Below are 14,385 nucleotides of genomic sequence, written 5' to 3'. Positions count from 1 at the left end.
CCCGCTAAAATAATTTCACGTACAGGCAAACTTGTTTCTCGAACCGCAAGGCTGAGATGAGCCAGTCGCCCTACCCTGCCGTCGCGGCCGGACCGCCCAGGCCGAGCCTCATCCTGAGGCCCGGCGAGATCGCGCTGCCGCCGGGCATGGAGCGCTATACGATTCCGGGCAATGGCGCGGTGCTGATCGAGGTCGAGGCCAGCGATACGGTCACCGTGCGCAACGTCGAGGGCGGGCAGGCTTGCGAATTGCTGGCCTGGGACCAGACCGGCGTCACCGATCCGGGCATGTTCGGTGAGAACCCGAACAGCAATGCCGCCGGCATCAAGGCGCTGCTTACCGAGGATGACGACAGCCTCGCATCGCTGCGGCGCGGCCTCGAGCGCCGGCGGGTACTGCTCGATCAGGCAAAGGCGGTGCGCGTGTTCGGCGGCGCCACGCCGGCCGGCACCGAACAGGCTTTCACCGTCTCACGCGACGGCTCGATGGTGATCGCCGCCCCGGGTGGGCCGATGCTGGTCGACGGACACGATACGGCGACGCCGCTTGCCATCGTCGTGCGGCGCGCCACGGTCCGCCCTTTGGCGAAATCGCGGCTCGCCGATCCGCTTGCCGATCCGGTGCTCGACCTGCGCGTCCATTCGGCGACGGCGCAATCCTACTTCGTCAAGGCCGGCGACTATCTGCAGATCATCGATGTCGATGGCCGCCAGTGCACCGACTTCCAATGCTTTTCGGCGCGCAAGCTGGACAAGGGCCGCGACCATCCGCTCGACGTGACGACGACCCGCACGCTGATGGGTGCGAGCTATCCGATGCCGGGGCTGCATTCGAAATATTACGACCAGGATATGGAGCCGCTGGTCGAAGTGGTGCAGGACACATGCGGCCGGCATGACGCCTTCGCGCTCGCTTGCGCGGCGAAGTATTACGACGACATCGGCTATCCCGGCCACACCAACTGCTCGGAGAATTTCAACCGGGCGCTGGCCGACAAGGGCGTGACGCCCCGTGCCGGCTGGATGGCGATCAACTTCTTCTTCAACACGGCGATCGACGCGCATGGCGTCATGGTCTCGGACGAGCCATGGTCGCGGCCGGGCGACTATGTTCTGCTAAGGGCCCTGACCGACATCGTCTGCGTCTCGTCGGCCTGCCCTGACGACACGACGCCCGCCAATGGCTGGAACCTGACCGACATCCATGTGCGGACCTATTCCGGCCAGCACAAATTCTCGCGAGCGATCGCCAGACGCATGACGCCCGATTCGGAACCGAAAATGACCCGCGAGACATCCTTTCATTCCTCCTTTGCCAAGCACACGCGCGACTTCGTCGAATACAAGGGCTATTGGCTGGCCAATTCCTTCGCCGGGCAAGGCGCGATCGCCGAATACTGGGCCTGCCGGCAGGACGCGGTGATCATGGACCTGTCGCCGCTGCGCAAATTCGAGATCACCGGCCCGGACTCCGAAGCGCTGCTGCAATACACGCTGACCCGCGACGTCAAGAAGCTTGGCGTCGGCCAGGTCGTCTATTCGGCGATGTGCTACGAGCATGGCGGCATGATCGACGACGGCACGCTGCTGCGGCTCGGCAAGGACAATTTCCGCTGGGTCGGCGGCGACGATCTATCCGGCGAATGGCTGCGCGAGACGGCAACAAAGCTCGGCCTCAACGTGCTGGTGCGCTCGTCGACCGACCAGATGCACAATGTCGCCGTGCAGGGGCCGAAGAGCCGGGATATCCTGAGAGAAATTATCTGGACCTCGCCGCTGCAGCCGTCGATCGACGAGCTCGAATGGTTCCGTTTCGCCGTGGCGCGCATCGGCGGCGGCAACGGCGTTCCGGTCGTCGTCTCGCGCACCGGCTATACCGGCGAGCTCGGCTACGAGGTCTGGTGCCACCCGCGCGACGCCGAAAAGGTCTTCGACGCGATCTGGGAAGCCGGCCAGCCGCACGGGCTGAAGCCGATGGGCCTGCAGGCGCTCGACATGGTGCGCATCGAGGCCGGGCTGATCTTCGCCGGCTACGAATTCTCCGACCAGACCGATCCGTTCGAGGCCGGTATCGGCTTCACCGTGCCGCTGAAGACCAAGACCGACGATTTCATCGGCCGCGAGGCGCTGATCCGGCGCAAGGAAAACCCCCGCAACAAACCGGTCGGCCTCGATATCGACAGCAATGTCGCGGTCGGCCATGGCGACTGCGTGCATGTCGGCCGCGCCCAGATCGGCGTCGTCACCTCGGGCATGCGCTCGCCGGTTCTGAACAAGACCATCGCCCTGGCGAGGCTCGACGTCACGCACGCGGCCATCGGCACCGAGGTCGAGATCGGCAAGCTCGACGGTCATGCCAAGCGGCTGCCCGCGCGCGTCGTCGGCTTTGCCCATTACGACCCGCAGAAGACCCGGCCGCGTTCCTGAGAGGCCGAACGATCGCCTTGGCCGAGCAGGCCCGTACCCCGGTTGACAGGCTTGACGACGGCCAGCCGCCGCGCCGGCAGGTTTGTATCGGCAGCACGATAGGAATTTTTTCTTGACAGGGTGAGTGCAGCTATGCTACACATTTGCCTATGGTGCTGATTTGCGCCACGACCCGCCTCAGGCGGGTTTTGTTTCAGGCTTCTGGAATTCTTTCGAACAATCCCTTCCGCAGGTTTCGCAAGCGTGATGTGCACGACGCCACAAAACGCTTGACGTGAAAGCACGCCCGATCGATCTTCACCCTTAAGAAAAAAATACGACTGAGTGGAAACACTACAGCCGCGGTCATGTGCCGGGGAGCAAGCTTCGCGAAGCCGAGGCATCGCCGGCGGGGAACACAAAAAAGGGGAATTCACAGACATGAGCACGATAAGCACGGCCCTGGAGCAGCCTGCCGAAGGCAAGCTGCTCAGGCATATCGACTGGCGTGGTGCCTTCTGGGTGGCGAGCGGCGTTCCCGCTCTCGTCCTGTTCTCGATCGGCGGCATTGCCGGCACGACTGGAACGCTGGCCTTCCTGATCTGGACAGTGTCCATGATCATGGGCTTCCTGCAATCCTTCACCTACGCCGAGATCGCCGGCCTGTTCCCGAACAAGTCGGGCGGCGCCTCGATCTACGGCGCCACGGCCTGGCTGCGCTACTCCAAGTTCATCGCGCCGCTTTCGGTGTGGTGCAACTGGTTCGCCTGGTCGCCGGTGCTGTCGCTCGGCTGCTCGATCGCCGCCGCCTACATCCTCAACGCGCTGGCGCCGCTCCCGATCTTCACCGATGGTTCGCCCGAGGTGGCCGCCTATATCGCCGCGCATGCCGGAACCAGTGCCGCCGACGCCATCGCCGCGGTGACGGCCGCGGCAACGCCCGCCATCCGCAGCTGGACGCTGTTCAGCCACACGCTGGGTCCGGTCTCGTTCACCCTCAATGCCACCTTCTTCATCGGCGCGGTGCTGATGCTGATCATCTTCTCGATCCAGCATCGCGGCATCCTGGGCACCGCCAGTGTGCAGAAATATATCGGCCTGCTGGTCATCGTCCCGATGTTGATCGTGGGCGTGGTGCCGATCTTCACCGGCCAGATCGACCGGGCGAATTTCTCGCCGCTGGTGCCGCTCGCGGCCGCCTACGCACCCGAGCCCGGCGCCTGGAACATCGCCGGCTGGACGCTGGTGCTGGGCGGCATGTTCATCGCCGCCTGGTCGACCTACGGCTTCGAGACCGCCGTCTGCTACACGTCCGAATTCAAGAACCCGGGCACCGACACGTTCAAGGCGATCTTCTATTCCGGCCTGCTCTGCATGCTCTTGTTCATCCTGGTGCCGTTCACCTTCCAGGGCGTGCTTGGCCTCAACGGCATGCTGGCGACGCCGATCGTCGACGGCTCCGGTGTCGCCGATGCGCTGGCCGGCATGGTCGGCGGCGGCAATCTCATCCACAGCCTGCTGGTGATGCTGATGATCCTGGCGCTAGTGCTGTGCATCATGACGGCGATGGCCGGTTCCTCGCGCACGCTCTACCAGGGCTCGGTCGACGGTTGGCTCCCGCGCTATCTCAGCCACGTCAACGAACACGGCGCCCCAACCCGTGCGATGTGGACCGACCTCATCTTCAACCTGATCGTGCTGGCCATCGCCTCGGCCGACGCGACGAGCTTCTTCTTTATCCTGGCCGTGTCGAATTGCGGCTACATCATCTTCAACTTCCTTAACCTCAATGCCGGCTGGATCCACCGCATCGACAACGGCCACATCGCCCGGCCGTGGAAGGCGCCGAGCTGGTTGTTGGGGCTGGGTGCCATCTTCGCCTATGTCAACGCGATCTTCATGGGCGCCGGCGCCAAGGTGTGGAACCCGATGGCGCTGTGGGCGGGGCTGGTCACCGCGGCACTGATCATTCCGGTGTTCTGCTTCCGCCACTACGTCCAGGACAAGGGCAAGTTCCCCGACCACATGCTGGCCGATCTCGGCATGACGTCGGCCGACCTCAAGGTGAAGAAGGCAGGTGCCCTGCCCTATCTGACGCTGATTGCCGGCGTGGTTGTGATGCTGATCGCCAACTGGCTGTTCGTCATCTGACAAGGCGACTCAACAGAAATCGGGCGCGTTTCGGCGCGCCCGATGTTTTTCGGCCGCCGGCCGCAGCCTCGCGTCAACCAGCCTTGCGGAGCGCCGCCTTCGGGTCCTCGAAAAACCGGTTGGGCGGCCGCTTCAGGCCGAGATTCTCGCGCAGCGTCGAACCCTCGTACTGCCGCCTGAACATGCCGCGCCGCTGCAATTCGGGCACCACCTTCTCGACGAAATCGTCGAGCCCGGCGGGCAGATTGGGAAACATGATGTTGAAGCCGTCCGATCCCTCAGCGACGAGCCATTCCTCCATCTCGTCGGCGATGGTTTGCGGCGTGCCGACGAAGGCAAGGCCGGAATAGCCGCCCAGTCTCTGTGCAAGCTGGCGCACGGTCAGGTTTTCGTTCCGGGCCAGCTCGATGACGCGCTCGCGGCTGCTCTTCGAAGCATTGGTTTCCGGTATGTCCGGCAAAGCGGCATCGGGATCAAAGGCCGACGCATCGTGCCCAAGAGCGATCGACAGCGAGGCAATGCCGCTCTCGTAATAAACCAGGCTGTCGAGCTTGGTCCGCTTGTCCCGCGCGTCCTCAACGCTGTCGCCGACAATGACGAAGGCGCCAGGCAGGATCTTGATGTCGTCGCGGGAGCGGCCGAGTTTTTGTGCCCGGCCCTTGACGTCGGCAAAGAAGCGTTGGCCGGCGGCGAGATCGCCATGGGCCGCGAAAATCACCTCCGCCGTCTCGGCCGCCAGCTGCCGTCCCGCCTCCGACGCACCAGCCTGGACGATGACCGGCCAGCCCTGCACCGGCCGGGCTATGTTGAGCGGCCCGCGCACGGAGAGGTGCTCGCCCTTGTGGTCCAGCACATGCAGTTTGGCCGGATCGAAATAGAGCCCACTTTCGGCATCGCGGATGAAGGCGTCGTCGGCAAAACTGTCCCACAGGCCGGTGACGACATCGTAGAATTCGCGCGCCCGGTGATAGCGCTCGTCATGCTCGACATGTTCGTCCAACCCGAAATTCAGCGCCGCGTCGGGGTTGGACGTGGTGACGATGTTCCAGCCGGCGCGCCCGCCGCTGATATGGTCGAGCGACGCGAAGCGGCGGGCGACGTGATAGGGCGCGTCGAATGTCGTCGACGCGGTCGCGACCAGCCCGATATGGTCGGTGACGGCGGCCAGCGCCGACAGCAGCGTGAAGGGCTCGAAAGACGTCACCGTGTGGCTGCGCCGCAGCGCCTCGATCGGCATGTTGAGCACGGCCAAATGGTCGGCCATGAAGAAGGCGTCGAATTTCGCCGCCTCCAGTGTCTGCGCGAAGCGCTTCAGATGCGCGAAGTTGAAGTTGGCGTCGGGATAGGCGCCGGGATAACGCCAGGCGCCAGTGTGCAAGCTGACCGGGCGCATGAAGGCGCCGAGCCGCAATTGCCGTTTCTCTGCCATGGGAAGACACCTTGCTGAGGACGAGCGTTGCCGCTCCGGTGCCGCTCAGCATGGAACCGCCGGGCCATCCTGAGAAGGAATTCTGTTTTGCAAAATCGGCACCGGGGAGCATTTTCATCGGCGTGACGGACGGTCCGCCACGCCGCATCATCCGCCATCGCCGAAGGCGGATGATGCGATAAAACCGCTCTATTCCGCGGCCAAGGCCAGTTGCGGCCTCTCGGCAGCCAACTCTGGTTCGGCCGTCTGCTCGCTGTTCACCACCTTCTTCGGCTCCCGGCCGAAGAACAGGGCATAGCCCGCCGGCAGCACGAGGATGGTCAGCACGGTGGCGACGAGGATGCCGCCCATCATGGCGTAGGCGAGAGGGCCCCAGAACACGCCGCGCGAGATCGGGATCAGCGCCAGCACGGCCGTCAGCGCGGTCAGCGTGATCGGCCGGAAACGACGAACGGCCGAGCCGATGATCGCTTCCGAACGCTCCATGCCCGCGGCGATGTCCTGGTCGATCTGGTCGACCAGGATGATCGAGTTGCGCATGATGATGCCGAGCAGCGCGATAACGCCAAGGATGGCGACGAACCCGAACGGCGCGCCGCTGATCAACAGGGCCGCGGCGGCGCCGATGATGCCGAGCGGACCCGTGGCCAGCACCAGCATCGCCTTGCCGAAATGCTGCAGCTGGATCATCAGCAGCACGACGATGACGGCCAGCATGATCGGCGCCTTGGCGGCGATCGAAGCTTGGCTTTCCGCCGAATCCTCGGCACCGCCCTGGATCTCGATCTGGTAGCCAGGCGCCAGTCCGTCGCGCAGGCCCTGCATGTCCTTGTACATCTTGGTGACGACATCGTTCGACTGTATGCCGTCGGGCAGCGTGGCACGCACGCTGATGGTCGGCAGGCGGTCGCGGCGCCACTCGATGCCTTGCTCCAGCACCGGCACCACCTTGGCCACTTGCGACAGCGGCACGAAGCCGCCGAAATCGGTCGGGATGTAGACGGAATCGACCGAGGACAGCAGGGTGCGGCTGGCATCCGGCTCGCGGGCGACGATCGATACCGTCTCCTCGCCGTCGCGGAAGTCGTCGAGCGGCGCGCCGGACATCGCCGCCTGCAGCATCTGGCGGATGCGCTGCGAGGTGACGCCGAGTGCACGGGCGCGGTCCTGGTCGATCACCAGCTTCATTGCCGGCACCGGCTCCAGCCAATCGTCATGGACTGCGCCAAGCAGCGGATCCTGCTGGAACTTCGCCTTCACCTGGTCTGCGATGCGGCGCACTTCCTGGCGATCCGGGCCCATGACGCGCATCTGCACCGGCCAACCGGTCGGCGGCCCGAGGAACAAGCGGTCGACCTTGGCGCGGATCGAGGGGAAATCCTCGGCAAGAATGGTGCGTAACTTGACGATCAGCCTCTCGCGCGCCGGTTCGTCATTGGCCATCACCAGCATCTGGGCAAAATTCGGATTGCTGAGCTGCTGGTCGAGCGGCAGGAAGAAGCGCGGCGCGCCTTCACCGACATAGGTGGCGACGAAGCGCTTGTCCTTGTCGTCCATGATCTTGCCTTCGAGCGCCTTGGCCTGCGCCTCGACTTCCTTGATGCTCGTGCCTTCCGGCAGCCACAGGTCGACCAGGATTTCCGGCCGCGACGATTGCGGGAAGAAATTCTGCGGGATGAACTGGAAGGCCCACAGGCTGGTGGCGAACGTCACCAGCGTCATGACAAGCACGATGATGCGGTGGCGCACGGCCCAGCCGACGGTGGCGCGCAGCCGGCGATAGAAGCGCGTGTCGAAGACATCGTGATGGGCGCCGGCATGCTTGCGCTGCTTGAGGATCATGTTGCCCAGCCAGGGCGTGAAATAGACCGCGACGAACCACGACACGATCAGCGCGATGCCGACGACATAGAACAGGCTTCGCACATATTCGCCGGCCGTCGAGGCGGCGAAACCGACCGGAATGAAACCGGCCGTGGTGATCAGCGTGCCGGTCAGCATCGGGAAAGCGGTCGAGGAATAGGCGAAGCTCGCCGCCTCGACCTTGACCAGCCCCTCCTCCAGCTTGCGCTCCATCATCTCGACGACGATCATGGCGTCGTCGACGAGCAGGCCGAGCGCGATGATCAGCGCGCCGAGCGAGATGCGCTGCAGGTCGATGCCGAGCTCGTACATGATGGCGAAGGTGGCGGCGAGCACCAGCGGAATGGCGATGGCGATGACCAGGCCCGAGCGCCAGCCGATCGACAGGAACGAGACGACGAGGACGATCAGCAGCGCTTCGCCGAGCGCATGCATGAATTCGCTGACGGCATCCGTGACGACCCCGGGCTGGTCGGAAATCTGGTCGACCGAGACGCCATAGGGCAGCGCCTCCTCGAAGCGCTTGTAAGTTTCCTCGACGCCCTTGCCGACATCGATGACGTTGAAACCCTTGGCCATGACGACGCCGAGCTGCACGCTGTCGTGACCGTTGAAGCGGTATTTGCGCTGGAACGGATCTTCCAGCCCCGACGTCACCGTGGCGATGTCGCCAAGCCGGGTGACCTGGCCGCCGGCGCGCAGGCGCAGCTCACGGATGTCGGCGGCCCTGGTGACGTTGCCTTCGACGGAGATGCGCACCGAGTTGATGCCGGTGTCGACCGAGCCGGCCGGATCGACATTGTTCTGGCCCTTGATCGCGTTCTGCAGATCGGTCAGCGTCAGGCCGCGTTCGGAAAGTGCCTTGGAAGAGACGTCGATATAGAGCTTTTCGGGCTGGTCGCCGATGATGACCGCCTTCTCGACGCCGGGCGTCGTCAGCAGCATGTCACGGGCCTGGATGGCGAATTTCTTCAGTTCGGGATAGCTGAAGCCATCGCCGCTGATCGAATGCAGCGTGATGAAGGTGTCGCCGAACTCGTCGTTGAAATAGGGGCCGAGCAGGCCTTGCGGCAGGTCGGTGATGTCGCCGACTTTCTTGCGCACCTGATAGAAGGCGTCCTTCACGTCGGCTGAATTGGTATCGCCCTTGATCTGCACCGTGATGATGGCGCTGCCGGCGCGGGTGAAGGAGCGCACGAAGTCGAGATGCGGCGTCTCCTGCAGCTTGCGCTCGATCTTGTTGACGACCTGGTCTTCCATCTCCTGGATCGAGGAGCCCGGCCAGACCGCCTGCACGACCATCACGCGGAAGGTGAAGTCGGGATCTTCCTTCTGGCCCATGCGCATCAGGCCGAGCGCGCCGGCGATGATGATGAGGCCAAACAGGAAGCGCGCGATGGAAGGGTGGCCAATTGCCCAGCGCGACAGGTTGAAGGGCCGTTTCTCTTCAGTGGAGGTCGTCATCGGTGCTGGTCCACTTTGCTTGTTTGCGCGCCTGACGTCCAAAGGTCCTCGGCGCGGAACGAAATCATCTCGGTTCGATACTAGCTTCCGGGCGGCGAGGCTTTCCGAGCGAAGAGACACTCATCGCGGTGGGACGCGGACCGATGTGGGGGTTACATCGGCCTGACGTCTCGACCTTCGGGCGCACGCCGCCCGGAAACCTGCGGCCGCGGCACGCGCGGCCGTCCTGTCTGTTGTCAGCGCAGCTGGCCGGCGTCGCCGTCCTCGGCGGAAGCCGATTGCTGTGCGATGCCGCCGGCAAGCTTCACCTTGAGATTCTCGGTCATGAACTGCGTGCCGGCAGCGACGACGACGTCGCCCGGCTTCAATCCCTCCGCGACACGCACGCCATCGGCGGCGAACGCGGCGACCTTGATTGGGCGGGCGTGAACGGTGTCGGCACCGCGGTCGACGGTCCAGACGATCGATTGGCTGTCCTTTTCGGCAAGCGCGCTGAGCGGGATCGAAACGAGCTGCCGTTCGTTGGCCGCCGACGCTTCAATGCTGGCGGTCATGCCCAGCAGCACGCGCGGGTCGTTGGGCAGGCTGACACGGACGGCAAAGGTGCGCGACTGCGGATCGGCGCTGCCGGCGACCTCACGAACCTTGCCCTCGAGCGCCAGCGCATTGTCGGACCAGAAGCCCGCCTTGACATTCTTGCCCGGCTTGAACTCGGCGATCTCCATCTCGGGAACCGCGATCAGCACTTCCTTTTCGCCATCCACGGCGACGGTGATTACCGGCGTGCCGGAGCCGACCACCTGGCCGACATCGGCGCCGACCGACGTGACGATGCCGTTCCTGTCGGCCTTGAGATCGGTGTAGAGCACCTGGTTCTTCGCCTGGTCGAGCGCCGAACGGGCGGAATCGCGGGTGGCAACGGCCTGATTGTAGGCCAGCGTCGCCTGTTCGAACTGAGCCTTCGACGCAAAGTTCTTCGTATACAGCTGTTCGGAGCGCTTTCTCGCCAGATCCACGGTCTCGACCTGGCGTTCGGCGGCATCGAGAGCGGCCTTGGCGCTGTTGACCGACAAGTCGTAGTCGGCGGGATCGATGCGGGCGAGCACATCGCCCTGCGCCACATGCTGGCCGATGTCGACGAGGCGCTCGGTGATCTTGCCGTTGATGCGGAAGCCCAACGCGCTTTCGGTGCGGGCGCGCACCGATCCGGAATAGGAGAGCGTGCGGGTATCATGGGCCTGGGCGATCTCGACGACCTTGACCGGACGGATGATATCCTTGACCTCGGCTTTTTCCTGGCTGCAGCCGGCGAGCCCGAGCGCCGCGACGATCAAGCCGGCGACTGGCAGCCCTCGTAGGATGGAATTGGACAAAAACACCTTGGCACTCCCGAACTGGAGATGAACTGTCGACACGGCGCCCGACGGGCGTCGGCTATTTTTTGAGAGCCTTGATCGCAAAATCGATAAGGTCGTCGGGCATTGCCCTATTGGTCTTGGCAAGGCACTGCGCCACCATCTGCGGATGGCACAGGATGACCGTGGCGGCGCCGAAGCAGCGCGACGCGATCACCGGATCCTGTTCCCTGAACTCGCCAGCCTCGATGCCATCGCGGATCACCTCGGCGAACAGATCGTGAATGCTGTCGACATGCTTGTCGATCACGCCCCAGTCCCGTTCGAGGGCGACGATGACCATCTCATGGACCTTCTGCTCGTCGAGCATGACCTCCATCGTCATCTTGTATTGTGCATGGACATAACGCCGAAGCCGCTCCTCGGCGCTGATCGGCAGGCGGGAAATCTCGTAGGCCATCCTGTAGCTGGCGCCGAGCATCCGGCCGCAGACAGCCTGGTGGATTTCAACCTTGGAGGCGAAGAACCGATAAATGTTGGCGGGCGACATGCCGAGCTCTCGGGCAATGTCGGCAACATTGGTCTTGCCGTAACCATAGTGCCGGAACAGGCGCTCGGCGCAGTCGAGAATGCGCGTGACATTCTCCTGCCGGGCGGTGTCGGCCACGAATTCGGCGGCTTCAGACATGTATCGCAGGTCCTAATTTAACTGTGACGAATTTCAATTTTCATCAGTCGTAAATTGAAATTCGTAATCTGTCAACACGTACGTGTACGATTTTTTGATGGTTGGTGACATCCAATAGACGTCACGAAGCGGACCGAGGATGCGGACCACCGAAAATATTTTCGCGAGAGGCTGTTGGACACTTCAGGCCAGTTTGGCCATTTCCCGCAGCCGGAACTTCTGGATCTTGCCGGTCGAGGTTTTGGGGATTTCGGCGAAGATCACCGCTTTCGGCACCTTGAAGCGGGCAAGCAGCCCCCGGCAATGCTCGATGATCTCGGCCTCGGTCGCCGTCTTGCCCGGTTTCAGTTCGACATAGGCGACCGGCACCTCGCCCCACTTGTCGTCGGCCCTGGCAACCACGCCGCAAGAGGCAACGGAGGGATGTTTATAGAGCGCCTCCTCGACCTCGATCGAGGAGATGTTCTCGCCGCCCGAGATGATGATGTCCTTGGAGCGGTCCTTGAGCTGGATATAGCCGTCGGGATGCATGACGCCGAGATCGCCAGAATGAAACCAGCCACCGGCAAACGCCTCGTCGCTGGCCTTGCGGTTTTTCAGATAGCCCTTCATGACGATGTTGCCGCGGAACATGACCTCGCCGATGGTCGTGCCGTCGGCCGGTGTCGCCCGCATCATCTCGGGGTCCATGACGGTGAGGTCTTCGAGCGCCGCGTAGCGCACGCCCTGCCGTGCCTTCCTGGCGCTGCGCTCGCCCTTTTCGAGATCGTCCCATTCGCCGTGCCATTCGTTGACCACCGCCGGACCATAGGTCTCGGTCAGGCCATAGAGATGGGTGACGGCAAAGCCGGCATCGGCCATGCCCGACAGAACGGCTTCCGGCGGCGGTGCGGCGGCGGTGTTGAAGGTGACCGTCTGGGGAAATTCGCGCTTGTCCTCGTCCTTGGCGTTGATCAGCACCGACATGACGACCGGCGCGCCACAGAGATGGGTGACGGCGTGATCGGCGATGGCGTCATAGATCGGCTTCGGCCGCACCCAGCGCAGGCAGACATGGGTGCCGGCCTGGACGGCAAGCGTCCAGGGGAAGCACCAACCATTGCAGTGGAACATCGGCAGCGTCCAGAGATAGACCGCATGCTTGGCCATGCCGGCATGGATGGTGTTGGTATAGGCCATCAAGGCCGCGCCGCGATGGTGGTAGACGACGCCCTTCGGATTGCCAGTGGTGCCGGAGGTGTAGTTCAGCGAAATCGCGTCCCACTCGTCATCGGGCATGGACCAGGCGAAATCCTCGTCGCCGCCAGCGACAAACGCGTCATAGTCCAATGCGCCGATGCGCTCGCCCTTGGGATAGGGAGCGTCGGCGGCGTATTCGGGATCGTCATAGTCGATGACCAGCGGCCTTGTCCTTGCCAGCGCCAGCGCCTCTTTCATGACGCCGGCAAATTCACGATCCACGATCAGCACCCTGGTCTCGGCATGGTCGAGCTGGAAGGCGATGACCGCCGCGTCCAGGCGGGTGTTGAGCGAATGCAGCACCGCCTTGACCATCGGCACGCCGAAATGCGCCTCCAGCATCGCCGGCGTGTTGGACAGCATGACGGTGACGGTGTCGCCCTTGCCGATGCCGCGCTTTTCGAGCGCCGAAGCGAGCTTCAGCGAACGCCGCCAGAATGTGCGATAATCCATGCGCTGCCGGCCGTGGATGATGGCGACATGATCGGGATAGGTCTTCGCCGCGCGTTCCAGATAGGTTAGCGGCGTCAGCGGCTGATGGTTGGCCGCATTCTTGTCGAGATCCTGTTCGTAAGGATTTCCCATGCCATCCTCCCCGCAATATCCTGTAACAACTTCTAATCACAGGCTCCGCGCCTCGTCACCATCAAGCATGCCACCACAGGGGGTATTTGGCGCAATGACGATCTAGATTCGGCCGGCGGAAGGGCATTGCATACCTCCGCTCAATTTGACTTTTGTCGAGAGCCGTGAATAATGTCAGCCAAGGAGATGGCATGGCGATCCGACCGGCAGAACAGCTTATCCACAAGGCCGCCTGGCTTTACTACGCCCACGGCCTGCGCCAGGACGAAGTCGCCACCCAGCTCAAGATTTCCCGCGCTTCGGTCGCCATGTACCTGCGCAAGGCGCGCGAGACCGGCATCGTCAACATCTCGACCTCGACCCAGCTTTTCACCGACGATATCATGGCGCGCAGGCTCGAGGACGCGTTGGGCCTCGACGCCGTCTGGATCGCCCCGGAAAACGGCTACGTCCCGGATCCCTCGACTGAAATCGCCGTGCTGGCGGCGAGCGTCTTTCTGGAGTTGGTCAAGAAGGGCGACCGCATCGGCGTCGCCTGGGGCCGCACCGTCTACACCATCGCCGACATCATGTCCTATGCCGATCTTCAGGATGTGACGGTGGTGCAGCTCTGCGGCAATCTCGGCGCGCCCTATTCCTACCGGCCCGACCAGTGCACGATGGAAATCGCCCGCCGTCTCAACGCCAAGGGCCTCAATTTCTACGCACCGCTGGTGCTGTCGACGGAAGAGCTGGCGCGCGCGCTGCGGGCCGAGCCGGTGATCCGGGAGCAATTGTCGGGGATCGGCGACTGCGACCTGGCGCTGTACTCGGTCGGCGCGGTCGACGCCGAGAGCCATCTGGTCAAATGCGGCGCGCTGACCGCGGACGAAATGGCGGCGCTGCGCCGACAGGGCGCCGCTGGCGTCATTGCCGGGCAGATCATCGACGCCGACGGCAAGGCGCTGGCCTGCAGCTACAACAGGCGGGTGATCTCCGCCGAACTTGCCTCGCTGCGCGCTATCGCCAGGCGCCTGATGGTGGTGCAGGAGGACAGCAAGTTCGAACCCCTGCTCGCGGCGATCGCGGGCGGACTTTGTACGCATCTGGTGGTCGGCGCGAGCATGGCGCAGCGGCTTCTGGAGCATGCCGGAGCGGCGACCGAAAAGGCATCCTGAAAACCAATTCCTGCCGCCGGTGCATTGTCATCAAGGCGTCGCGGCATTC

Annotated in this window: 8 protein-coding genes; 3 read left to right on the top strand and 5 right to left on the bottom strand. The window is 63.6% G+C overall.

The window, feature by feature from the left end; all coding sequences use genetic code 11:
* The first annotated feature begins 56 nt into the window (after nucleotides 1-56).
* Together NKI49_RS10905 and NKI49_RS10900 are read left to right on the top strand one after the other, a co-directional pair.
* Nucleotides 57-2,426: a trimethylamine N-oxide demethylase gene (locus tag NKI49_RS10905; RefSeq protein WP_352598803.1), complete on the top strand. Its 2,370-nt coding sequence runs from the start codon at nucleotides 57-59 to the stop codon at nucleotides 2,424-2,426.
* A gap of 420 nt (nucleotides 2,427-2,846) precedes the next feature.
* Nucleotides 2,847-4,556, top strand: coding sequence for a trimethylamine N-oxide permease (locus tag NKI49_RS10900; protein WP_352598804.1), 1,710 nt, complete (start codon nucleotides 2,847-2,849; stop codon nucleotides 4,554-4,556).
* Between the two features lie 73 nt (nucleotides 4,557-4,629).
* On the opposite strand, the gene NKI49_RS10895 is transcribed toward NKI49_RS10900, so the two are convergent.
* The 5 genes from NKI49_RS10895 to NKI49_RS10875 form a co-directional block, all read right to left on the bottom strand.
* A complete protein-coding gene (locus NKI49_RS10895; protein ID WP_352598805.1) occupies nucleotides 4,630-5,985 on the bottom strand; it encodes an LLM class flavin-dependent oxidoreductase in 1,356 nt (451 codons plus the stop codon).
* A 189-nt stretch (nucleotides 5,986-6,174) separates the two neighbouring features.
* Entirely contained in the window at nucleotides 6,175-9,312 is a 3,138-nt protein-coding gene (locus tag NKI49_RS10890) for an efflux RND transporter permease subunit (RefSeq protein ID WP_352598806.1), read from the bottom strand.
* A gap of 236 nt (nucleotides 9,313-9,548) precedes the next feature.
* Nucleotides 9,549-10,691, bottom strand: coding sequence for an efflux RND transporter periplasmic adaptor subunit (locus NKI49_RS10885; RefSeq protein ID WP_352598807.1), 1,143 nt, complete (start codon nucleotides 10,689-10,691; stop codon nucleotides 9,549-9,551).
* Between the two features lie 55 nt (nucleotides 10,692-10,746).
* Nucleotides 10,747-11,355, bottom strand: a complete 609-nt coding sequence (locus NKI49_RS10880; protein WP_352598808.1) for a TetR/AcrR family transcriptional regulator — start codon at nucleotides 11,353-11,355, stop codon at nucleotides 10,747-10,749.
* Nucleotides 11,356-11,538: 183 nt separating this feature from the next.
* The gene (locus NKI49_RS10875) at nucleotides 11,539-13,179 is read right to left on the bottom strand and encodes an acyl-CoA synthetase (protein ID WP_352598809.1); all 1,641 of its coding nucleotides are present in this window, start codon (nucleotides 13,177-13,179) and stop codon (nucleotides 11,539-11,541) included.
* Nucleotides 13,180-13,370: 191 nt separating this feature from the next.
* On the opposite strand from NKI49_RS10875, the gene NKI49_RS10870 reads away from it, so the two are divergent.
* Nucleotides 13,371-14,336 carry a sugar-binding transcriptional regulator gene (locus tag NKI49_RS10870; protein ID WP_352598810.1) on the top strand — a complete coding sequence of 322 codons (966 nt, stop codon included), beginning with the start codon at nucleotides 13,371-13,373 and terminating at the stop codon, nucleotides 14,334-14,336.
* Nucleotides 14,337-14,385: the final 49 nt, after the last annotated feature.

Origin of the sequence: Mesorhizobium sp. M0587, from assembly GCF_040320945.1 — a bacterium.
Lineage (GTDB): Bacteria > Pseudomonadota > Alphaproteobacteria > Rhizobiales > Rhizobiaceae > Mesorhizobium.
Note: the sequence above shows the minus strand (reverse complement) of the source record. Positions and strands in the feature narration are given on the sequence as shown.